Source organism: Flavobacterium sp. ZT3R18 (genome assembly GCF_007097385.1).
In the GTDB taxonomy this organism is placed as follows: Bacteria; Bacteroidota; Bacteroidia; order Flavobacteriales; family Flavobacteriaceae; genus Flavobacterium.
Map to the genome: position 1 here is coordinate 385,687 of NZ_VJZS01000002.1, position 21,179 is coordinate 406,865.

Below are 21,179 nucleotides of genomic sequence, written 5' to 3' on the forward strand. Positions count from 1 at the left end.
CTTATTATAGCTGTCCAATTTCGTTAGGTAGCTAGGTAGGCAAAAATTCAAATTATAGTGAACGATATAGAGAAATTAAGGAATATTCCAATGATCAATATTTTGAAAAGATTAAATATTGAAGCCATTGAAAAGAAAAAAGAACAGTTTTGGTTTAAAGCCGATTGGAGAAATGAGCAGACGCCTTCTGTAAAATGTGAGCATAATCTTTTTTATGACTTTGGTGAAGGTTTTGGAGGTAATACTGTGGACTTTATTATGAAATATTTTTCCATTGGTTTTTTGCAAGCAGTTAGATGGCTACAAAGTGAGGATGTTATTTTTTCTTTTGACCCGCCTAAACGAAATGTTTTTCTGGAGATGAAAGAAGAAAAGCAATATCGTGTGGAAAGAATTCAACTTTTACAAAATAGAATTTTAATTGATTATTTAAATACAAGAAAATTGAACATTGAGATATGTAAAAGGTATTTATATGAAGTGTATTATAGAATAAAGGATAGGAAATATTTTGGAGTGGGATTTAGGAATGATCAAAATCAATTTGAAATTCGAAATAAATATGCAAAATTATGTTTAGGAATAAAATGGTTTACATGGATTAACAAAAACAATAAATCCCTTGTAGTCTTAGAATCATGGTCGGATTTCATTTCATTATTGACGTTGTATCCAAAATGCGAAAAGTCAAAAGATTTCTTGATTTTAAATTCTCTATCAATGCTTTCGAAAGTAGATCAAGTATTAAATGTTTATTCTGAACTTTTGTTTGCGCTGGACAACGATGTTGCGGGTTCGAATGCAACAGAAAACTGTTTAAATAAGTGGAATTCAGCGGGAGCAAGATGTAAAGATATTAGGTATCTGTTTCATGGTTCAAAAGATATAAATGATTTCTTGATTTTAAATACTAAAATAAGTGTTTAGGCCTTGTGTGTCAATATCATTGCTTTGAAGAGTTTATACTTGTAATTTATTTAGCAAGTAGGACAGGGGCGGAAAAACCCCTATCCTACTTGCTCTGCGAGGCTAAAGCCTTAAAAACAAGGCTTTCTTTAAGAATGAAGTTTATAAGATTTTATAACTTAAATATAATTAAATACATAACCAGCTGATTAACAGCTTTAAAAGTTATAATTATGACTAAAAAAAGTATTATTATAGATGAAAAAGCTCATGCAGAACTTGGCAAATTATCTGAAAGTTTACGAATGAATTTGGGTGCTCTTATACAAGAAATGATTTATTATTTCAAAAAAACAGGTATCGATCCTAAAGATGCTGTAAACAAAAATCCAGCTTTAATGGTTGCAGCTTTAGATAAAAGGATAGTCTCTTTTTTAAAAGTTCAAGAAAGAGATATTTTGAAACCATTAAGACAGGATGTTTTTAATTATCAAAATACTCAAAAGGAAGAAATTTCAAAATTAATTATTTCGATAAATAAAATCCTAAATCAACAATCAGAACGAACAACTGAAATAAAAAAAGCTAATTTAGAGAACCTGAACAAAATAAATAGCAATGACGAAGAAAGAACTAAAATGGTAATTTCTGAATTACAAAAAAACAGACAAGCTATTTTGCTTATTTGTCAACTATTAGACGAAAAAAACAAATCTGGCACTTTGGGTAAAATTAAATCTCTTTTTTCATAATGCCGATATCTAAACTACATAGTACACTTGGAGCTGACAATAAAGGAAGTTGTTCCAACTTGGCCATTTACTTAGAAAAGGAAAATGAAGAATTAGATAAAATAATCAAAAAGACTTCCTCAATGAGTGAAATATCTCAGCTAGAAAATAGGAAACAAGGTTTCTTTACAGCTTCAGAGATTAATATCAATACGATAGATGTTATTGGTTCTATCGATAATAATAAAAGAAAATTAGGAGCAAATGATGCTAAATATTTTGCTCCAACAATTAGCTTCAGCGAGAATGAGTTGAGTCATATTGCCTTTCTAGCTACTGGCAAAAGAGAAATTACAAGTGTTTTGGACTTTAAATTATCTGAATTAAAGCAATTTAACGCCCTTATAAGAGATTATGGACGCAAAGTAATGGATAACTATGCTTTGAATTTTAATCGTCAAGACAAGGGAATTAAAACGGGTGCTGATTTGGTTTATTTTGCAAAAATTGAGCATTTTAGAAAATACAAGGGTACAGATAAAGAGGTTATTAATCGAAAAGAAATTTCTGGAGAGTACAAAAAGGGTTTGCAATCTCATATTCACATAATTGTTTCAAGAAAAGATAAAACACAAATATTAAAATTAAGCCCTACTTGTAATGAAAAACAAACCAATAGAAAAATTGGTAATAACGAATATCAAGTGGGATTTGATAGAGTAAAATGGATCAATTCGAACGAAAAAACTTTTGATGAACATTTTAATTATAAACGAAAAGAACTTGAAAAATTTCAAAATCAAAATATTTTAAAAAACGGAAGTCCTCAGGGCAAACATGAGATCAATAAAAAAATAGAAATAGAATCGATTAATATGGATGATATAAAAAAACAAATTATGAATGCTCATTTCAATGTTTTGATGACAAAACCAAACAATTTAAAAGAGTATCAGCAACGAATGATAAAATTTGCCATTCAAGTTTTGCCAACAATAAATAAAGTTGGTTTTATCCAAGAGAATCACTTTTTTTACGAACAATCAGGTATAGATTTCAAAGCGGGTGAAGTTGATAAAAACTTAAAACTCTATGAATTATTTAGTGCTGATAGTAAAACAACGAAGCAAGTGCAACAAACTGAATCGTCATTAGAGGATTGGAAAATTAACACCGAAAAATTAACATCCATTTTATCATCTCTTCCCTTTGAAATCGATCCAGGTGTTGATGATGAATTGCTAAAAAGAAAAAGAAAGAGAGCAATAAGAAGATGATTTAATATAAAAATACAACAGTATAAGAAATCAAAAATAAGGGAATTTTCCCAATTATTTGGTAGTGTCTCACTTACACACTTTATGGGACAGTGTCAATTATTTATTGATTAATTTTTCGAGCCTTGCCATCATTTCATCTTTTTCTTTCAGCATGCGCTCGTATAACGCAATTTTTTCTTCGTGAAGTGCAACCAATTTTTCTATTGGATGAAAATTAATTGTTCCATAATTAAATGAATTACTAAAGGCGTGTTCTCCAAAAGTATTAGAAATAATATTTATAGCCTGCTCTTCATCAAAATTCTGAAACGCTTCCACGGGAATTTTCAAAGAATTTGAGATTTGATTAAGTATATCATCTTCAATTACATCTTTTTGCTCCAGCATAGAAATTTTCTTTTGATTCCAGTCATTTCCCAGATCAAAAGCCAATGCCTCTTGTTTGATGCAAAGCATTTCTCTGAAGCGTTTTACGTTTCTTCCCTGATGTATTTTCTGTTCCATAATGAGTATCAATTTTCTGAAGGCTCAAAGATAAAGCCATTTGGATTAAAAAGTCTGATGTTCAAAGGTAAAAAAATATCTTGTAAAATATCCCTTTTATCAGATATTATATCCGTATTCAGAATAGATTATCCTTTTTAAAGAATAGAACTTCGCTGGTGAATATTAAATCTTTCCCCTATGAAAAAGAATAAATTATCCTTTGAAACTAAGTTTTGGGTGTACTATGAGATTAAAAACCCATTCGAGGTTATTGATGCTTTTTTTGACTATGCCCATCTTGATTATTACAAACAGATTTTGGGAGAAGCAATACTATATAACAGTAAGGGAAGAATCTATAAAAAGAATTTTCCAGAACGGGTTTTTGTTTTCTATACTGCCTTGCGCTCTTTTCTTAAAGCATGCTATTGCCTGCAATCCAAAAGCAGAAAATGGAAAGTTAAAGGATCTTCAGAAAACTGGTCAATTCTCCATCAAGCATCACTAACAAGGGTAGAGTATGGCGATCCTTTCATTGTGTTTCAAAAAGCATTTGTAGAGTTAACCCTTGATGAATTTGAATTTTTTCTATCTGAAATTGTACATCTGTCATTAGCACCCTGCACGGAAGAATTTGATTTTGATGTGATGACGCCATATTTATACTTAATCAAAATGCTGGATGCAAGCCAGCTTATGCGTGAAAGAGGCGTTGAAAAAATCAAAAAAGAGAAACTGCCTTGAGGATAATATATCCATGAGCGGAATAGAATATCCTTTTGCATATTCCCAACTTTACTAAAGCTAAATTTTTTGATTATGAAAAATGATAAAAACTTTAAGAAAGAAAGAAGGCTTGTGAAATCCCTTGCACAGGCAAAGACTGCATTAAGCATGCTATTGCAAGATTCAGAAAAGTGGAATCTTGAAAGCGGAATTTCAGAACTTATCGACAAATTAGAAAATACCAAGATCCATTTATTACTGGACAGATATCCTGATCTTCTACAGGAATATGACTTGGAACAATTACTTTCAGGTAATATTGAAATCACTGACACCAAGATACAGGAGGCCAAGACCGCAGGACTGCTTTCGTGTCTGCAATTACTGATACATTTTTGTTACGAACTAAAAGAAAATCCAAATCCAGCTGATAATAGGTTTGATAGTCTCAGGTATATTTTAGGTTCAATTACGTCCTACGAGTTCATATACGAACTCCTTATTATCATCATATCTGTGGTTGGAGAAAACTATTACGAAAAGTTTCAGCAGAGAATTCAATACTTAGATTTTGATTTAGAAAGTGCAAGAGTTCTGGAAAACGATCCTGAATTGCAGGACCATATTGACCTGATGGTTTGGTTTGCATTAGTGCGTCTATTTTTAGAATCAGTTTATACTTATTTCAACAATCCAGATCACAACTCCAAAAACACGACATTATGAAAACTTCAGAAAAACTTACATTTCCAAAACTCGAAAACGAGTTTTTAGAAAATATCCTCAGACAATTGGTTAACCAGCATAATATCATTCAGATATTTTTTACTAAACAGCCCTCTTGCACATTTTCACATCTTATTATCCATATCGAAAAAAATATGGATGCCGAACAGCTACAACAGAACAAATGGGTAAAGAAAATCAGAAATCGCTGTCAGATCTATGTATACTTCATCTATTCTACAAAACTCCAATATCAATTTTCTATAGGACATCCCTTTATTGAATTTTATTGCCAGCCTTCGGCTATCATCTACCAAAATAAAGCATGGGAAGATTCCTTTATCATTACAAGGGACTGGAAGAAATATAAGAAGAGCTTTAATGTGTTTCAAGAGCATTTTTATCATGATCACGATCTTCATAAGTCACAAGTCCAAAATCTGATTTCAGAAGGTTTTTCAAACAGTGTTTTCACATCGTATGCAAGATTGATTGAATATGATCTTGACTATTTAGAAGAACTGTATGCAGGAAATAAGTCTGCTTTGCTGAGTTTAGATGAAAGGATCAATAATCTTATAGCATACATTCCTGATATTCAAAAATACTTTGTGAGAAACAGCCACAGCAAATATTATCTTACTGATTTATTTATAAAAGCAAAAGAAGCAACCGCCGATGATGATGCTATTTATAAAGAAGAAATGTATGAAGCTGTTGGAATTGCCCAGCAAAATCTCTATTGTCTTATCGAAAAGCGGTTTGACGAATTAAAGAAGCGGATCAAAAAAGGATTATTTGAAAGTAATCAAGTGGTATGTCAAATTAACGACAAGCTGAAAGATATAATCCTAGACACCGCAATAAACACCATAGTAAAGGAGGTCGAAGTCGAACAGATCTACTTATATCATCAAATTACCTATGGTGAAAAAACGACTTATTATCTGATGCTCATAGCTGTGGGTACAGGTAATGAAAAATTAAGATTAATCACCCAATCCCTGAAAAGCAAAACAGGCGGAAAACATGATTTTGTTTTGTTAAGCCACAGCCGTAATTGGATACAAACGAATCTCTATCATTATCAAAATTTCTTTGCCAACATTATTCAAGGGAAGTGCCTGATATATTCATCCAGCCAATATCATCCCGAAATTCATTGGGAGATGCCTCACAATCGATATCACGCTGATCTTTATTTCTATTATAAGCCTACCAAAGATAGTGCCCTGCAATTTTATACAATAGCCAATAACTCTAAAGAAAACTACCAAGGTTTAGAATACTTTTTTGCATTATTTTTTATCTCCTTTTGCAGGACATACATTTTTGTAAAAACGTATTACCTGCCTAGCTATCTGTCTAATCAAACATTATGGCAATTATGTATCTATGCAGATGCCGACATACGAAAGTATAATTATCTAATAGAGCAGTTCTGGACGGATTTCTTTCCTTATTTAGATAAGCATATGACACTTTACCATAGGTTATCAAAGCTCAACAAAGAAGAGGTAGGTCAAATGAACGAAATTGTTGAGAAGCTGATGTATGAATTACACAACTTGGTCATTGAAGATGGATTATTGTTGAACTTTGAGGAAGATGAACCAGATTAGTAAACGACAATTTTGGAATAAAACTAATTTTTAATTCAAATTTTAAAATCCATGATATAAATAAGAAATAATTCAAAATTTGTTTTTTCATAAGGCAGAGCCTCGCAATTTATTGTGAGGTTTTTTTATTTCCTCCTGTTTAATGTTGTCATTTATATTTTGCAATGATCATCTAGTTATCCTAAAAGCTCCTAAATATCCTGATTATTGATATTTTTTTTAACAAAATAGTCACTGTGCTAACAAGAATTATTATTGTTATACCTAGAAAGTATATAGTTCTAAAAGAGTGTGTTATTACTTGAACAGTACTCTGCATCGTTTTTAACGCAAACTACCATTGTTTCTGCAAGAGATTCCATTGAGTACATTGCGATTGTCAGAATGTATGTTTGTTTTAAATTTATGCGGTATCGAGGTAAAACAATACCGTTTGCCCTTAAACTAGGTACTCATATTACAAAAAAGTTCATTATTGTTCTAATGTTTGAAATTTAGACCTTAAAAAAGCAAACCCTATTATTATGGATTTATGGATTTTTGAGCTAGTTTTATTACTAGTATTTTACTTATCTTTACGAAATTCTCTTTAGGAATTTCTTTGCTGTATTAATGCATCATAATTTTAGTTTGTTAGAAATACAGATGAAATACCGCCTTTTAATCTAAACTAGAATATGAAAAAAGACGACGAATTACGTTTTAACTTTGGCGTTTTTATTGATGGTACGCTCAACAATAAAAAAAACACCAGATTAAAACGGAAATACCCTAAGGAAGATTAGTATTAACAATCTTAAAAAAAAACAATAATAATGACCAAATTACTTAAATCAATAATTCTTGGCATGATGATAAGCCTAACGGTATGCTGCCAAAACAAACAACAAAATAATATGTTACAAAACAAAACAAATTTACCCAAATTTCAATGGGAAGAGAATATTTGTAGCCCAATGGGCTACCCAATAGAAGTATATAGAGGCGGTCTAGAGGGTAATGTGTATGTAAGTTTAAGTCAGGGTACTACAACTGGAGAATGGGCATCTAGCGGTTCTGGCACAAGCTACGGCATAAAACCTTTGCCTAGCCGTATTAATTGCATTTGGGTATCGTATGCCGAAGGCTGTCTGTACAAAATTGATAGCCCTATAGATTATGATAAAATGCTACACCTTTTTCAAGAAGGTTATCAAAATAGCGCTTTCTATTTTAACGGAAATGGGGAATATAAAAAAATGACTTTTAGTACTATTATAGTAGGGTTTGCCCCTGGCGGCGTTGTAGTTATTTGGGTTATGGGAGGAGGCAGGCAGGTAGAAATTGGCAGGTATAAAGGCGAAAAACACCAAGTATCACAAGATGAGATTCAGCGATTAGACAGCCACGAGAGTTTGTTGTTTTCTAAAGACGAATACAAACGTATTATGCTCAATACCCAAATAGTACCACTAGAAGTGCGCGAAGCCAATGCAGGCAAACCCATACCTTACGGTTTATGGGATAGTTATAGAGTTTGGTACTCTTGGCGACCTATTTTTGCTATAAAGAAAGAAGACGAAATCACATCTCTTTTTTGCGCACAAATAAATGGTGAATATGAAGATTGGTTTGATAAAAGCTTGCTAGAAAATAAATTTAGAAAGCGTGCGATTCCTAAATCTGCTCATCTTACTTGGACAGATTGGACAGATAATAGTTGGACTGATAAAAAAGGACAAGGTTATGGGGGAGAAATTACTTTTGACGAACAAGAAATTACACAGGCATATCAGGAAATGTACAAAGACGATAAGGAAGGGCAAGCCGAGTTGCAATTCAGTATTAATCATATCAACACTTTTGTTACAGTACAACTCAAGCAAGGCGATAAAGAAATTCGTTTAGGAAAAACAATAGTAAAAGTATATAAATCTAAAAGTTTAAGTTTAAAAAAATAACCATGGGAAAATCATTTGTTTACAACACAGGTTCTGCCGAAGATGATAAAAAAGACGACGAATTACGTTTTGACTTTGGCGTTTTTATTGATGGTACACTCAACAATAAAGAAAACACCCGATTGCGCCGAAAATACCGTAACGAAGATTAGTATTAACAATCTTAAAAAAAAAACAATAATAATGACCAAATTACTTAAATCAATAATTCTTGGCATGATGATAAGCATAACGGTATGCTGCCAAAACAAACAACAAAATAATATGTTACAAAACAAAACAAATTTACCCGAATTCGATTGGAAGGCAAATGTAAATTGCCCTCCTGGTTACCCAGTAGAAGTATATAGAGGAGGATTGGAAGGCAATGGTTCTTATGCAAGTTTAGATTCAGGAACCGCAACGGGTAAAAGTGGCTGGGGTTTTTCAGGGAAAGATGTAAGTTACGGAGTAAAATCTCTACCTAGCCGAATCAACTGCATTTGGGTTTCGTATGCCGAAGGTTGTTTCTATAGTATAGACAGCCCAATAGATTATGATAAAATGCTACACCTTTTTCAAGAAGGTTATCAAAATAGCGCTTTCTATTTTAACGGAAATGGGGAATATAAAAAAATGACTTTTAGTACTATTATAGTAGGGTTTGCCCCTGGTGGCGTTGTAGTTATTTGGGCTATGGGAGGTGGCAGACAGGTAGAAATTGGCAGGTATAAAGGCGAAAAATACCAAGTATCACAAGCTGAGATACAACGGTTAGACAGCCACGAGAGTTTGTTGTTTTCTAAAGACGAATACAAACGTATTATGCTCAATACCCAAATAGTACCACTAGAAGTACGCGAAGCCAATGCAGGCAAACCCATACCTTACGGTTTGTGGGATAGCTATAGGGTGCGGTATACTTGGCGGTCTGTTTTTGCTATTAAAAAAGAGGTAGAAATCACCTCTATTATATGTATGAAATATAATGGAGAAAAAGAATTGATTTTTGACAAAAATTTGGCAGAAAATAAATTTAGCAAACAGGCGATTCCAAAGTTTGCTAATCTTTCTTGGACAGACTGGACTGTTAATAGTTGGACCGACAAAAAAGGGCAAGGCTATGGGGGAGAAATTACTTTTGACGAACAAGAAATTACACAGGCATATCAGGAAATGTACAAAGACGATAAGGAAGGGCAAGCCGAGTTGCAATTCAGTATTAATCATATCAACACTTTTGTTACAGTACAACTCAAGCAAGGCGATAAAGAAATTCGTTTAGGAAAAACAATAGTAAAAGTATATAAATCTAAAAGTTTAAGTTTAAAAAAATAACCATGGGAAAATCATTTGTTTACAACACAGGTTCTGCCGAAGATGATAAAAAAGACGACGAATTACGTTTTGACTTTGGCGTTTTTATTGATGGTACACTCAACAATAAAGAAAATACCAGATTGCGCCGAAAATACCGTAACGAAGACGAAAATAGCCTACTGACAAAAGAGAAAAAAAAGGCGGATTTAGAAATAGAAAAAGAAGATTATGAATCTTTCAAAGAAACTGGACTCATCCGTATACCAGATGGTATAGATTCTTTAAAATTTGATGAGGAGGAATATAAGGCTTATTTATTGGGTGTTTATCGTAGTGATTTTGACAAAGCAGGTACCGACAACAGCTACAGCAACGACGATACCAATGTAACCCGTATGTGGAAATGTTGTAACGAAGAGTATGCAATCTATGTAGAAGGTATGGGTACCAGTGAGGAAGATAGCCCTAATAGGCAGGACAGCCAGGATGGTTTTGCCTTTGGATCAGGACAAACAGGCATACGGGCCCGAGTGCGCCTGGCCTGCAAAAGAATTGCGGATAGGATTAAGGAGACAAAAGATAATAGTACTCAAAAAAAAGTAACCCAAATCACGCTCGACGTTTTTGGTTTTAGCCGTGGTGCGGCATCGGCACGCAATTTTGTATATGAGGTAAACAAGTGGGCTTACAAAACACAGGAAATAGAAATACCGGATGGCTATGAGTTTTATGAGGTTCGCGGAGAGCGAAGAACTAAAAAAAAGTATCGAAAAGCGCTTGGTGATGCAGATGGTCTAGAGATCGACCCATCTTTACTTATAGATGGCAAAATGCCCCGATTTGGACATTTAGGGTATAGTTTGTTGAAAAATAAAGATATTACCCCCGAAGAATTGGAGAACTTACAAGTTATTATACGCTTTGTAGGGGTTTATGACACAGTATCCTCCTATTATGAGATGGGTCCATTGGGTGCTTATGATCCTTATGGTAAACTAGAAGACGACGGAAAATGGGGCAAACTACCCAAAGAAGCTTGGAAAACTCATTTTACAAATGACGAAGAAGAGCTCGGACTTCAGGAATTAGGAGAGTCTAATAAATTTCAAAAAATGGTGCATTTTACCGCCCAAGACGAGCATCGCAAAAACTTTGCCCTTACGCGTGTTGCTGGTGCCAACCAACCCAATGCTCATGGCAGTGCAAAAATAATCGAGAAAAACTTGCCCGGAGTGCACTGCGATATTGGTGGTGCTTACGAGAATGAAGCCACAGAATATATTGATGAAATAGGTACAAATACCGCAGACGAAAATTACACCTCAATTATGTCGTATATTACATCCTTTATTTCTTCCAAAGGTTTAATTGCATTAAAACAAGACCTGATACAACAACATTGGTACAAAGAAGAAGAGCTTACTATAATACGGGAAGTAGAGAGTCATAAATGGTTAGGGCTCGAAAATGTAAAAATTCCATTTTATTTGAAGCTAACAGGCACTCGAATAGGACTTAAAAAAGAGTACAGCTATATTCCGCTACATTTTATGGAGGAATTTTGTAGAGAAACTGCTATGGATAAAATTTTCTTAGATAGTACCGAAATGAAATATCCGCTTACCAGAGATCCATTTTTAGAAAAAGTAAAAAAATCGTTGCACCAGTATGTTTTTGGTGATGCTCCCGAGTGGGAATTTGTAAGTGATGCCCAGCTGCAAAAAGAAGAACAAGAACGAGAAGAGATAGGGAGAGAAATGGCCAAAAATAAAGAAGAAAGTTTGGAACCGGATGTGGAACTACCTGGAATTAGCATAATAGATACAGAAGAAGAGCCAATACAGGTACAACTTCCAGAAATAAAAATTGATAATTTAAATAAACAAACTACACTTAGAAAATTACGCCACGAATACCTGCATTGGTCTTCTAACAGAGATTGGTTTGGTATGGAGCCTAACAATAACAGAAAAAGAGTAGAATATCCTAAAAAATAAATTACATGATGCCAACAACTAATTTGCAAACAGAATTTTATTTAAATCCAGTTTTAGAGAAAAATGACACCTTTAAATTTGAAACACTGACAGTTGATTTTTCTAATAAAAACAGAGTTACTGAAAAATTATGCACCCGCAATGTCCAAATCATGTATCTCGGCAAAATAAAACATTTATTTTATTTTGATGTATTTACGTCAAAAGTGACTTTTACATCCAATCAATCTATCGCAAACGAGCGATTGCTAAAAGAAGATATGTATGCGTTTGGTGACATTCTGTTAGGAGTAAATGATAAAGGTGAAATTATGAAAGTTCACAATCTTAAAGAAATGCAAAAACGATGGGAGGAAACAAAGTCTGAACTAAGAAAAGATCACGTAGGTTTTGAATTTGAAGATTTCCTGTCTGACATAACTGAGGTCTTAGAAGACGAAGAAAAAACAGTTTATTTCTTAAATACCAATGCTATGTTTCGTTTGTATTTTCATGGATTATTCGGTAAAAATGATGTTCAGAAAACGCCAATAAAACGAAAAAGTATTCTCTTAGACTTTGATGATACTGAAATTACTGAAGAAATTAGGATGGACAGTAGAGAGCTTAAAATTATAATTTCGGCCCAAAAAAGTGATGACGAACATAAAAGCATCATTTCTGATAATGATAAAATTAAAAAATACGAAGGCGAATTGGCATATCGTAAAGACAATCAATTGCAGGAAGGTTTCATCGAAATCGAAAATGAAAACATGAACATAAAATACAGTGTGTTATGGGTTAGTTAGATTTTTTCTTGACTAACTTGTATCTGCTGAACGATGAACTTGAAAATATCAATTCCAAGCCAAAAACCTATCATGTACATGATAGGTTTTTACATTTTCTTTGTAGTCTAACAAAAATAGACGCAGAAAAACAACCAATAGGACACAATAAGCCTAGCATAAGAATAGGATTTTTTTTTTAACAGAGGGAGCGATGTTGTAGATATGATAAAAACAAGAATATTTCAAAAGAAATTTTACTTCACGTTTTCCACGGTACCGTCATTTACCTTCTACTGAGTTTACATACGCTTTTTTCATAAGTTTTTTGTTTTTTTTATCATTATTAGCATACATATACACCTAGGCTTTTCTTATCCTATCGTTTTGAATTTGTCGTATTTCAATTTCTTTTCTATTATCGCTATAATGTATTCCCAAGTTGTAAAGATTACTTAGGGCTACCATTATAGCAAGCCATAAGAACTTCCCGAAAAAAATAAAACCAGAATATCTCCGAAAAAAAATAAAAAAAGAAAGTAAAGATAAGTTCCAGTTTCAAAAAGTAAAGTTCAAGCCCTACGGGTTTTTGAAAAAATCTCCACCTTCATATTTTCATAACCACTCTTGATTATACAATCACATTTCCGATTCTTGAAAACTATTGAGGTAGTATTTTTTCAAAAAAACTTGACTTATTTTGAAACCTCCACTAATGCGAGGACTTTCTTTTTTTCTTTTTTTCTTTGTGAAAATTCTAAAGGAAAAACCGTGGATTGATAATCGCCCCGATTACAAAGAAGTAAGTTTTATCAGAAACTACAATTACATTTGGAAAAGATGAAGTTTTTCTATTATAAAGTTCTAATAATTTTAGATTAAGTTCTCAAAGGCGAAATCTAAATCCGTAGTATTGAAATCTTCCAAATAAGTTTCAGTTGTTTTAATAGATTGATGTCCTAGAGCTTGTTTAATCATGACGGTATTGATGCCTTTTTTTAAAGATATTGTTGCGAAGGTGTGTCTAGCACTATAAAAAGTTACTTTGTTTTTGATACCACATTGCAGTGCAATAATGTTGAGAAGTTTTCCATAATAATTTAAAACACTTTTTTTTCTATCTCTCAATTCCTCTTTTGTGTATAGCTTTTCATCTTTGTCTAAAATTGGAAAAATGTAATCGGTATCAAATGGTCGATAAATTTTAAAGTAGTTTAAAATAGTTCTCATATAATTATTATTTGGAATTTTTACATTTAATTTTACTTGCGTTTTATTTCTAATATACGAGAAACTGCTTAAATCAACATCTTCCCATTTTAACTCAGCTACATCTGTGAAATTCATGCCTCGGCAGAAAAAACTAAATAGATATGCGTACAATGCTTTCGCACCCTCTTTGTTTTCAGATATGTCATAGTCCAGTAATAGTTGTAAATCTTGTTTAGTTAAAGCCTTCTTTACTTTACTGGATTTCAATTTTGAAATTATATAATCTTTAAAAGGATAAAAATCACTAGAAATAATTTTAGATTTTATTGCTGAGTTATATATTGCTCTAGTATTACGCATATATACGCCAATACCACCATCGTTACAGTTATGAGCTCGTAAATGAGATTCAAAAGCCATTAGAAAATCGTAATTAATTTTTGTAAAATCGTAAGTTATAATTGTTGGTCTAAATCTCATAAGAGCAGAAATGGTGTCACGATAAGAGCAGCTTGAACTTATTTTTCCAGATTCTTTTAATTGAAGTTTTCTCTCCTCAAAATAAGCAATAAAGCTTAGTTTTTTAACTTCTTCGGGTCTAAATAAAGAGTCAAATGATTCAAGAGAATAGTTATGACCTTCCTCAATCATTATATTTAATATTTTAGAAGCATCTTGTTTTATCGAATTTAATATTCGATTACATTGTAAATAATTTGGGAATTTAGATGTAAATTCATTTGCTTTGTTATTCCAAAATTTTGGCAATACATTGTAAGGGGTTTTGTAGAATTTCGATTTTCTGTTTATCGTTATTCTTAAATTAATTGGAAAAGTGCCATCATTAAGCATTGTTTTCTTTAGGATGATTTTTACACTAGCTTTCATTTTTAATATTTTTAAAAGTTCAACATACGTACAACAAATGCATACATATTGTGAAGGAGGATGAAACAAAAATATTTTTTAAAAATGATAAATAGCTATAATACAGCAGCTTTGAAGCTAAATGCAATTAAATACAAACAATAATAGTCTATCTCATAATCAGGTGGTCCCTGGTTCGAGCCCAGGTGGGACCACAAAAAACCCCTCATATCAACTGATATTGAGGGGTTTGTTTTTTTTAAAAATCTACAGCAAGTCACCTTTATACACTTTAACCAAAAAAGGATACAATTCGTCGAAATCCTGATTGGAATATGTCGCAATGTGCCTTTGGGTGAAAAAAAAGCAGTAACTTAGTTGTCATAATCCCCAAAGGCACAAACAAGATCTACCTTGTTTAATTTGTAAGTATTAGACTAATTTTTACTTACAAAGATTAATTTTAACGTTAAAATAAGCGTTTTGTGCAATTATTATTTGCTCTTCAAAAAACATATCTATAACTTCGCAGCATTAATTTTATAGTGTTAGGAGTTTTAAATCAAAAGATTCTGTTATTATTTAATAAAATTGATTTATTACTATTATAAAAACATGAAGATTTTTCTAAACAAAGCCTTTAACACCATAATTCTTTTGCTTTTCAGTATTAGCGGATTTGCTGCGCCTGGTCCACCTCCCCCAGGAATAGACGACCCACCTCCGTTGCCTATTGATGAAAATCTCGTGATTTTAACACTCACATCTTTACTATTTGGACTATACACCATTTACAAACATAGATTAAACAGAAAAACGCCAATTTAATTGGCGTTTTTCTGTTTTAATATCCTCAAAACAATACTATTTATTGCTATATAATCTGGAAACATACTTTCCAATAACATCAAACTCCAGATTTACTTTTGTACCAACCATAAAATCCTTAAAATTGGTGTGCTCATAGGTATAAGGAATTATTGCAACACTAAAATTAGTTGTCCCCGAATCCACCACTGTCAAACTAACTCCATTTATCGTAATCGAACCTTTCTCGATAGTGATATTTTGGAATGACGGATCATATTCAAAAGTGTAAAACCAACTCCCATTAGTCTCCTGAATAGCAACGCAAGTACCTATTTGATCCACATGCCCTTGCACAATATGACCATCCAGGCGGTCTCCTAATTTCATTGCTCTTTCAAGATTTACACTATCTCCAACCTGCCAATACGAAAGATTCGTCTTTTTAATCGTTTCTCCTATTGCTGTTACCGTATAACACCCCTCTGCAATAGTAACAACTGTCAAACATATTCCGTTATGAGCCACGCTTTGGTCAATTTTTAACTCTCCCGCAATAGAAGAGTCAATTGTCACATGAATATTATCTTGCTCTTTTTTAACCTCTTGAACAATACCGAGGGTTTCTATAATTCCTGTAAACATTTCTTGTTTTATTTTACTAAATTTGCGTTTCAAAATTAGCAATAAATAACTAGAGAGCATTATGAAAAAAGCAGAAAATATAATCGTTGGGATTTCAATAGGAGATTTAAACGGTATTGGAAGCGAAGTAGTTCTTAAAACATTCGAGGATTCTCGCATGTTAGAACTTTGTACCCCAGTTATTTTTGCCAATGTGAAAATACTCTCTTTTATTAGAAAAAATTTCGAGTCTTCGGTAGCACTTCACGGCATAGATAAATTAGATCAAATTGTAATAGGGAAAGTCAATGTATTCAATCTGTGGAAAGAAGGAATAGATTTAAATCCCGGAACAAACGATGAAAAATTAGGTCAATATGCTATAAAATCTTTTGTTGCCGCAACCAAAGCTTTAAAAGAGAACATCATTGATGTATTGGTGACAGCTCCCATAAACAAATACAACATTCAATCAGACACCTTTAAATTTCCAGGTCATACGGATTACTTAGACCAAGAATTAGAAGGCGATGCATTGATGTTAATGGTCAATGACAATCTAAGAGTTGGGTTGTTAACTGACCACATCCCTCTTAATGAAGTAGCTTCACGTCTTACCGAAGAGCTGATATTCAAAAAAATAGAGACCGTAAAACAATCTTTGATTCAGGATTTTAGTATCAACAAACCCAAAATTGCGGTGCTGGGTTTAAATCCACATTGCGGTGATGGCGGGGTAATTGGCACCGAAGATGAGGTTATTTTAAAACCCGCATTAAAGAAATTATTCGAAAAAGGAACTTTAGTTTTTGGTCCTTTTGCTGCAGATGGCTTTTTTGGAAACAATCAATATGAAAAATATGACGCGATTATAGCAACCTACCACGATCAAGGATTAATACCGTTCAAAACACTTTCGTTTGGCAATGGAGTGAATTATACAGCTGGTCTAAATAAAATTAGAACTTCTCCCGATCATGGAACCGCTTATGATATTGCAGGACAAAACAAAGCCGACTATAATTCCTTCAAAGAGGCCGTTTATCTTGCAATTGACATCTATAATTCAAGAAATCAATACGCAGAAATCAGCCAAAAGCCTCTAAAAACAAAAGAAAAACAGTTATAAACAAAAAAAGGTGAATAACATTATTAGATTTACAATAATTTTATATCTTTGCACTCCCGAAGTTTAGGGCAAATTGTTGTTGAAATGAGCAAGACAAAAGAATATGTAATTCCTTTCGTAGGATTGAAGCTAGGTAAACATAAATTTGAGTATCAAATAAGTAATGTGTTCTTTGAAATCTTTGATTATAATGAATTTCAAAATTCAGACATCAGAGTAAATGTAGTTTTAGAAAAAAAAAGTAACATGTTAGAAGTAAGCTTCAAACATGTTGGAACTATAAATGTTCCATGCGATCTTACAAGTGAAGATTTTGATATGCCTGTAAAAGGGAATATGAAGTTGATTGTTCGATTTGGTGACGTTTTTAATAATGATAATGAAGAGTTGTTAATTTTGCCATTTGGCGAATTTGAAATAGACATCGCTCAATACATTTATGAAATGATCGTGCTTTCAATACCTCTAAGACGGGTTCATCCAGGGATTAAAGATGGAAGTTTAAAAACAGAAGCTTTGACAAAACTGAATGAATTGACAATTAAAGAACAAAAGAAAGAAAACAAAAAAGAAGAAAAAGAAGAAAATATTGACCCACGATGGGACAAATTAAAGCAACTATTAACGGATAAATAATATAGTAAAATGGCACATCCTAAGAGAAAAATCTCGAAAACTAGAAGAGATAAAAGAAGAACACATTACAAAGCTACTGTAGCTCAAATCGCTACTTGTCCAATCACTGGAGAAGCACATTTATACCACAGAGCCTACTGGCATGAAGGTAAAATGTACTACAGAGGACAAGTTGTTATAGATAAATCTGTAGCTCTTGCATAATACATTTTTCTAAATAATACTAGAACTCTCACCATGTGAGAGTTTTTTTGTTGTTTATAATTTACCGTAAATAAGAAACACTAACACAACTAGTTTAGTTTTTTTATTGTAATTTTAAAGTCTTTTAAAAATTTTTCAAATGGCAACATTTGATAATAAATAATCGCATTCAATGAGTACAATTACAGCCGCAATTACCGCAGTTGGAGGTTATGTTCCAGACTTTGTTCTTTCGAATAAAGTGCTAGAAACCATGGTCGACACTAATGACGAATGGATAACTTCACGCACAGGAATTAAAGAAAGAAGAATCCTTAAAGATACAGACAAGGGAACTTCATTTCTAGCTATAAAAGCTGCACAAGATTTAATATCCAAAGCAAATATTGACCCCTTAGAAATAGATTTAATACTCATGGCAACTGCAACTGCAGATATGCCAGTAGCATCCACAGGTGTTTATGTAGCCACCGAAATAGGCGCTACCAATGCTTTTGCATACGATTTACAAGCTGCTTGTTCTAGCTTTTTATACGGAATGTCAACCGCTGCTGCTTATATTCAGTCTGGAAGATATAAAAAAGTATTACTTATTGGAGCTGATAAAATGTCTTCAATAGTAGATTACAAAGATCGTTCTACCTGTATTATTTTTGGCGATGGTGCCGGTGCTGTATTATTCGAGCCTAATTACGAAGGTTACGGATTACAAGACGAATATTTGCGAAGTGACGGTGTAGGTCGTGATTTCTTAAAAATTCCTGCAGGAGGATCTATCCTTCCGACTTCTCTTGAAACGGTAAATAACAATATGCATAACATCATACAAGATGGTAAAACCGTTTTTAAATATGCAGTTACCAACATGGCAGATGCGAGTGAATTGATTCTAAAAAGGAATAATTTAACTAATGACGATGTAAACTGGTTAGTTCCTCATCAAGCGAACAAACGTATTATAGATGCTACTGCTCACAGAATGAATCTAGAAGACGATAAAGTATTGATGAATATTGAAAAATACGGAAACACCACATCAGCTACTTTGCCTTTAGTGCTTTATGATTTTGAGCATTTACTCAAAAAAGGAGACACTATCATTTTTGCTGCTTTTGGCGGTGGTTTTACTTGGGGATCCATTTACCTAACATGGGCTTACGATAAAAAATAATTTAAACTAAAAAAAATAATTATGGATTTAAAAGAAATTCAAAATCTAATCAAATTTGTAGCGAATTCAGGTGTTGCAGAAGTAAAATTAGAAATGGATGATGTTAAGATCACCATCAGAACAACTTTAGAAGGAAGCACTACAGAGACTACTTATGTGCAACATATGCCCGCTCAAGGCGTTCTTCAGCAAGCCGTAGCTCCTCAACAAATTGCACCAGCTGCAGTTGCACCAGAAGCACCTGCCGTTGTAGAAAACGCACATTATATCACCATAAAATCACCAATAATTGGTACTTTTTATAGAAAACCATCTCCAGACAAACCTGTGTTTGTTGAAGTAGGTAACACTATCGCTAAAGGGGATGTACTTTGTGTTATTGAAGCCATGAAGTTATTCAACGAAATTGAATCTGAAATATCTGGAAAAATTGTAAAAATATTAGTAGACGATATGTCTCCTGTAGAATTTGACCAACCTTTATTCTTAGTAGACCCGTCTTAATTTTAGATTTTAGATTAACGATTTTAGATTTCGGATTTTGCCCAAAATCAGGAGTTATGTTTTAGATTTTTGTAGTTGGTATTATTTTGAAAAAAAGTACAATTATACATTTTGTCTATTATCTATTCATCTATTATCTTTTTGTCTAATTGTCTAATTATCTAATTTTAAAAATATGTTTAAAAAAATACTAATAGCAAATAGAGGGGAAATAGCACTTCGTGTTATTCGAACATGTAAAGAAATGGGAATCAAAACAGTAGCTGTTTATTCTACTGCTGATGCCGAAAGCTTACATGTTAAATTTGCAGACGAAGCCGTTTGTATTGGACCACCACCGAGTAACTTGTCTTATTTAAAGATGTCTAATATTATTGCTGCTGCCGAAATTACAAACGCAGATGCAATTCATCCCGGCTACGGATTCTTATCTGAAAACGCAAAATTTTCTAAAATTTGTCAAGAGCACAACATAAAATTTATAGGTGCATCCCCAGAAATGATTGACAGAATGGGTGATAAAGCTTCTGCAAAAGCAACTATGATTGAAGCTGGTGTTCCTTGCGTTCCGGGTTCAGTTGGGATTTTAGAATCCTTTGAACAAGCCGCAGAATTAGCCAATCAATTCGGATATCCTGTTATGCTAAAAGCAACTGCTGGAGGTGGAGGAAAAGGAATGAGAGCTGTTTGGGCTGCCGAAGATTTATTAAAAGCTTGGGAAGGAGCTCGTCAAGAGTCCGCTGCCGCTTTTGGAAACGACGGAATGTATCTTGAAAAACTAATCGAAGAACCTCGTCATATCGAAATTCAAGTAGTTGGTGATTCTTACGGTAAAGCCTGTCACCTTTCAGAGAGAGACTGCTCAGTGCAACGCCGTCATCAAAAATTGACCGAAGAGACTCCTTCGCCTTTTATGACAGACGAATTGCGTACTAAAATGGGTGAAGCAGCTGTAAAAGCAGCTGAATACATTAAATACGAAGGTGCTGGAACTGTTGAGTTTTTGGTTGACAAAAACAGAAACTTTTACTTCATGGAAATGAACACTCGTATCCAAGTAGAACACCCTATTACAGAACAAGTGGTGGATTACGACTTAATTCGCGAGCAAATCCTAGTAGCTGCTGGTGTGCCAATTTCTGGAAGAAATTATTTACCACAATTACACGCTATTGAATGTCGTATTAATGCTGAAGATCCATACAATGACTTCAGACCTTCACCAGGAAAAATCACTACACTTCATATGCCAGGAGGTCACGGCGTACGTCTAGACACACACGTGTACTCAGGATATACGATTCCGCCAAATTACGATTCAATGATTGCCAAATTGATTACTACAGCCCAAACTCGTGAAGAAGCTATCAGTAAAATGAGAAGAGCATTAGATGAATTTGTTATTGAAGGGATTAAAACAACCATTCCGTTTCACAGACAATTAATGGATGACCCCAGATATATTGTTGGTAATTACACCACCGCTTTTATGGATACTTTCAAAATGAATGATCCAGAATAAATCAAATAAAAAATCCCATT

The 21,179-nt window shown here is 33.2% G+C and carries 21 protein-coding genes; 18 read left to right on the forward strand and 3 right to left on the reverse strand.

Annotation, left to right across the window (positions count from 1 at the left end):
* Positions 1-102: 102 nt before the first annotated feature.
* The 3 genes from FNW52_RS04290 (at position 103) to FNW52_RS04300 (ending at position 2,914) form a co-directional block, all read left to right on the forward strand.
* Entirely contained in the window at positions 103-927 is an 825-nt protein-coding gene (locus FNW52_RS04290; protein ID WP_185965916.1) for a toprim domain-containing protein, read from the forward strand.
* Positions 928-1,139: 212 nt separating this feature from the next.
* The gene (locus tag FNW52_RS04295) at positions 1,140-1,658 is read left to right on the forward strand and encodes a BfmA/BtgA family mobilization protein (protein WP_143376227.1); all 519 of its coding nucleotides are present in this window, start codon (positions 1,140-1,142) and stop codon (positions 1,656-1,658) included.
* Positions 1,658-2,914 carry a DUF5712 family protein gene (locus FNW52_RS04300; RefSeq protein ID WP_255515480.1) on the forward strand — a complete coding sequence of 419 codons (1,257 nt, stop codon included), beginning with the start codon at positions 1,658-1,660 and terminating at the stop codon, positions 2,912-2,914. The genes FNW52_RS04295 and FNW52_RS04300 overlap by 1 nt, the downstream gene beginning before the upstream one ends.
* A gap of 99 nt (positions 2,915-3,013) precedes the next feature.
* Here the strand turns inward: FNW52_RS04300 and FNW52_RS04305 are convergent, their stop codons facing one another.
* The gene (locus FNW52_RS04305; RefSeq protein WP_143376229.1) at positions 3,014-3,421 is read right to left on the reverse strand and encodes a helix-turn-helix domain-containing protein; all 408 of its coding nucleotides are present in this window, start codon (positions 3,419-3,421) and stop codon (positions 3,014-3,016) included.
* 180 nt (positions 3,422-3,601) lie between these two features.
* On the opposite strand from FNW52_RS04305, the gene FNW52_RS04310 reads away from it, so the two are divergent.
* The 8 genes from FNW52_RS04310 to FNW52_RS04340 all read left to right on the forward strand — a co-directional run bounded on the left by FNW52_RS04310 (position 3,602) and on the right by FNW52_RS04340 (position 12,504).
* Positions 3,602-4,147, forward strand: coding sequence for a hypothetical protein (locus tag FNW52_RS04310; RefSeq protein WP_143376230.1), 546 nt, complete (start codon positions 3,602-3,604; stop codon positions 4,145-4,147).
* A gap of 75 nt (positions 4,148-4,222) precedes the next feature.
* The gene (locus FNW52_RS04315; protein WP_143376231.1) at positions 4,223-4,855 is read left to right on the forward strand and encodes a hypothetical protein; all 633 of its coding nucleotides are present in this window, start codon (positions 4,223-4,225) and stop codon (positions 4,853-4,855) included.
* Positions 4,856-5,010: 155 nt separating this feature from the next.
* Positions 5,011-6,477 (forward strand): hypothetical protein, encoded by a 1,467-nt coding sequence (locus FNW52_RS04320; RefSeq protein WP_143376232.1) that lies wholly within the window; start codon positions 5,011-5,013, stop codon positions 6,475-6,477.
* Between the two features lie 815 nt (positions 6,478-7,292).
* On the forward strand, positions 7,293-8,417 hold the full coding sequence (locus tag FNW52_RS04325; RefSeq protein WP_143376233.1) for a DUF2931 family protein: 1,125 nt from the start codon (positions 7,293-7,295) through the stop codon (positions 8,415-8,417).
* A 2-nt stretch (positions 8,418-8,419) separates the two neighbouring features.
* Positions 8,420-8,569, forward strand: a complete 150-nt coding sequence (locus FNW52_RS20670; RefSeq protein ID WP_185965917.1) for a hypothetical protein — start codon at positions 8,420-8,422, stop codon at positions 8,567-8,569.
* Between the two features lie 31 nt (positions 8,570-8,600).
* Positions 8,601-9,734 (forward strand): DUF2931 family protein, encoded by a 1,134-nt coding sequence (locus FNW52_RS04330; protein ID WP_185965918.1) that lies wholly within the window; start codon positions 8,601-8,603, stop codon positions 9,732-9,734.
* Between the two features lie 2 nt (positions 9,735-9,736).
* Entirely contained in the window at positions 9,737-11,713 is a 1,977-nt protein-coding gene (locus FNW52_RS04335) for a DUF2235 domain-containing protein (protein WP_143376235.1), read from the forward strand.
* Between the two features lie 5 nt (positions 11,714-11,718).
* Entirely contained in the window at positions 11,719-12,504 is a 786-nt protein-coding gene (locus tag FNW52_RS04340) for a hypothetical protein (RefSeq protein WP_143376236.1), read from the forward strand.
* An 852-nt stretch (positions 12,505-13,356) separates the two neighbouring features.
* Here the strand turns inward: FNW52_RS04340 and FNW52_RS21245 are convergent.
* On the reverse strand, positions 13,357-14,583 hold the full coding sequence (locus tag FNW52_RS21245; protein WP_143376237.1) for a site-specific integrase: 1,227 nt from the start codon (positions 14,581-14,583) through the stop codon (positions 13,357-13,359).
* Positions 14,584-15,177: 594 nt separating this feature from the next.
* On the opposite strand from FNW52_RS21245, the gene FNW52_RS04350 reads away from it, so the two are divergent.
* A complete protein-coding gene (locus FNW52_RS04350; RefSeq protein ID WP_143376238.1) occupies positions 15,178-15,390 on the forward strand; it encodes a hypothetical protein in 213 nt (70 codons plus the stop codon).
* A 36-nt stretch (positions 15,391-15,426) separates the two neighbouring features.
* Here the strand turns inward: FNW52_RS04350 and FNW52_RS04355 are convergent, their stop codons facing one another.
* On the reverse strand, positions 15,427-16,014 hold the full coding sequence (locus FNW52_RS04355) for a riboflavin synthase (RefSeq protein ID WP_143376239.1): 588 nt from the start codon (positions 16,012-16,014) through the stop codon (positions 15,427-15,429).
* A 58-nt stretch (positions 16,015-16,072) separates the two neighbouring features.
* On the opposite strand from FNW52_RS04355, the gene pdxA reads away from it, so the two are divergent.
* From pdxA to accC, 6 genes are all read left to right on the forward strand, one after another.
* A complete protein-coding gene (gene pdxA, locus FNW52_RS04360; RefSeq protein ID WP_143376240.1) occupies positions 16,073-17,122 on the forward strand; it encodes a 4-hydroxythreonine-4-phosphate dehydrogenase PdxA in 1,050 nt (349 codons plus the stop codon).
* 84 nt (positions 17,123-17,206) lie between these two features.
* Positions 17,207-17,758, forward strand: a complete 552-nt coding sequence (locus tag FNW52_RS04365; protein WP_143376241.1) for a DUF177 domain-containing protein — start codon at positions 17,207-17,209, stop codon at positions 17,756-17,758.
* Positions 17,759-17,767: 9 nt separating this feature from the next.
* Entirely contained in the window at positions 17,768-17,962 is a 195-nt protein-coding gene (rpmF, locus tag FNW52_RS04370) for a 50S ribosomal protein L32 (protein ID WP_022828950.1), read from the forward strand.
* A gap of 172 nt (positions 17,963-18,134) precedes the next feature.
* Positions 18,135-19,133 carry a beta-ketoacyl-ACP synthase III gene (locus tag FNW52_RS04375; RefSeq protein WP_143376242.1) on the forward strand — a complete coding sequence of 333 codons (999 nt, stop codon included), beginning with the start codon at positions 18,135-18,137 and terminating at the stop codon, positions 19,131-19,133.
* A 21-nt stretch (positions 19,134-19,154) separates the two neighbouring features.
* Positions 19,155-19,637 carry an acetyl-CoA carboxylase biotin carboxyl carrier protein gene (accB, locus tag FNW52_RS04380; RefSeq protein WP_143376243.1) on the forward strand — a complete coding sequence of 161 codons (483 nt, stop codon included), beginning with the start codon at positions 19,155-19,157 and terminating at the stop codon, positions 19,635-19,637.
* 175 nt (positions 19,638-19,812) lie between these two features.
* Positions 19,813-21,159 (forward strand): acetyl-CoA carboxylase biotin carboxylase subunit, encoded by a 1,347-nt coding sequence (accC, locus tag FNW52_RS04385; RefSeq protein ID WP_143376244.1) that lies wholly within the window; start codon positions 19,813-19,815, stop codon positions 21,157-21,159.
* Positions 21,160-21,179 lie beyond the last annotated feature (20 nt).

Excerpts from the sequence above, each read along its gene's own strand:
- FNW52_RS04340 (WP_143376236.1), top strand. The coding sequence starts at position 11,719 with ATGATGCCAACAACTAATTTGCAAACAGAATTTTATTTAAATCCAGTT.
- FNW52_RS04320 (WP_143376232.1), top strand. The coding sequence starts at position 5,011 with ATGGATGCCGAACAGCTACAACAGAACAAATGGGTAAAGAAAATCAGA.
- FNW52_RS04335 (WP_143376235.1), top strand. The coding sequence starts at position 9,737 with ATGGGAAAATCATTTGTTTACAACACAGGTTCTGCCGAAGATGATAAA.
- FNW52_RS04330 (WP_185965918.1), top strand. The coding sequence starts at position 8,601 with ATGACCAAATTACTTAAATCAATAATTCTTGGCATGATGATAAGCATA.
- accB (WP_143376243.1), top strand. The coding sequence starts at position 19,155 with ATGGATTTAAAAGAAATTCAAAATCTAATCAAATTTGTAGCGAATTCA.
- rpmF (WP_022828950.1), top strand. The coding sequence starts at position 17,768 with ATGGCACATCCTAAGAGAAAAATCTCGAAAACTAGAAGAGATAAAAGA.
- FNW52_RS04305 (WP_143376229.1), bottom strand. The coding sequence starts at position 3,421 with ATGGAACAGAAAATACATCAGGGAAGAAACGTAAAACGCTTCAGAGAA.
- FNW52_RS04310 (WP_143376230.1), top strand. The coding sequence starts at position 3,602 with ATGAAAAAGAATAAATTATCCTTTGAAACTAAGTTTTGGGTGTACTAT.
- FNW52_RS04365 (WP_143376241.1), top strand. The coding sequence starts at position 17,207 with ATGAGCAAGACAAAAGAATATGTAATTCCTTTCGTAGGATTGAAGCTA.
- FNW52_RS20670 (WP_185965917.1), top strand. The coding sequence starts at position 8,420 with ATGGGAAAATCATTTGTTTACAACACAGGTTCTGCCGAAGATGATAAA.
- accC (WP_143376244.1), top strand. The coding sequence starts at position 19,813 with ATGTTTAAAAAAATACTAATAGCAAATAGAGGGGAAATAGCACTTCGT.
- FNW52_RS04355 (WP_143376239.1), bottom strand. The coding sequence starts at position 16,014 with ATGTTTACAGGAATTATAGAAACCCTCGGTATTGTTCAAGAGGTTAAA.
- FNW52_RS04325 (WP_143376233.1), top strand. The coding sequence starts at position 7,293 with ATGACCAAATTACTTAAATCAATAATTCTTGGCATGATGATAAGCCTA.
- FNW52_RS21245 (WP_143376237.1), bottom strand. The coding sequence starts at position 14,583 with ATGAAAGCTAGTGTAAAAATCATCCTAAAGAAAACAATGCTTAATGAT.
- FNW52_RS04315 (WP_143376231.1), top strand. The coding sequence starts at position 4,223 with ATGAAAAATGATAAAAACTTTAAGAAAGAAAGAAGGCTTGTGAAATCC.
- FNW52_RS04295 (WP_143376227.1), top strand. The coding sequence starts at position 1,140 with ATGACTAAAAAAAGTATTATTATAGATGAAAAAGCTCATGCAGAACTT.
- FNW52_RS04350 (WP_143376238.1), top strand. The coding sequence starts at position 15,178 with ATGAAGATTTTTCTAAACAAAGCCTTTAACACCATAATTCTTTTGCTT.
- FNW52_RS04300 (WP_255515480.1), top strand. The coding sequence starts at position 1,658 with ATGCCGATATCTAAACTACATAGTACACTTGGAGCTGACAATAAAGGA.
- FNW52_RS04375 (WP_143376242.1), top strand. The coding sequence starts at position 18,135 with ATGAGTACAATTACAGCCGCAATTACCGCAGTTGGAGGTTATGTTCCA.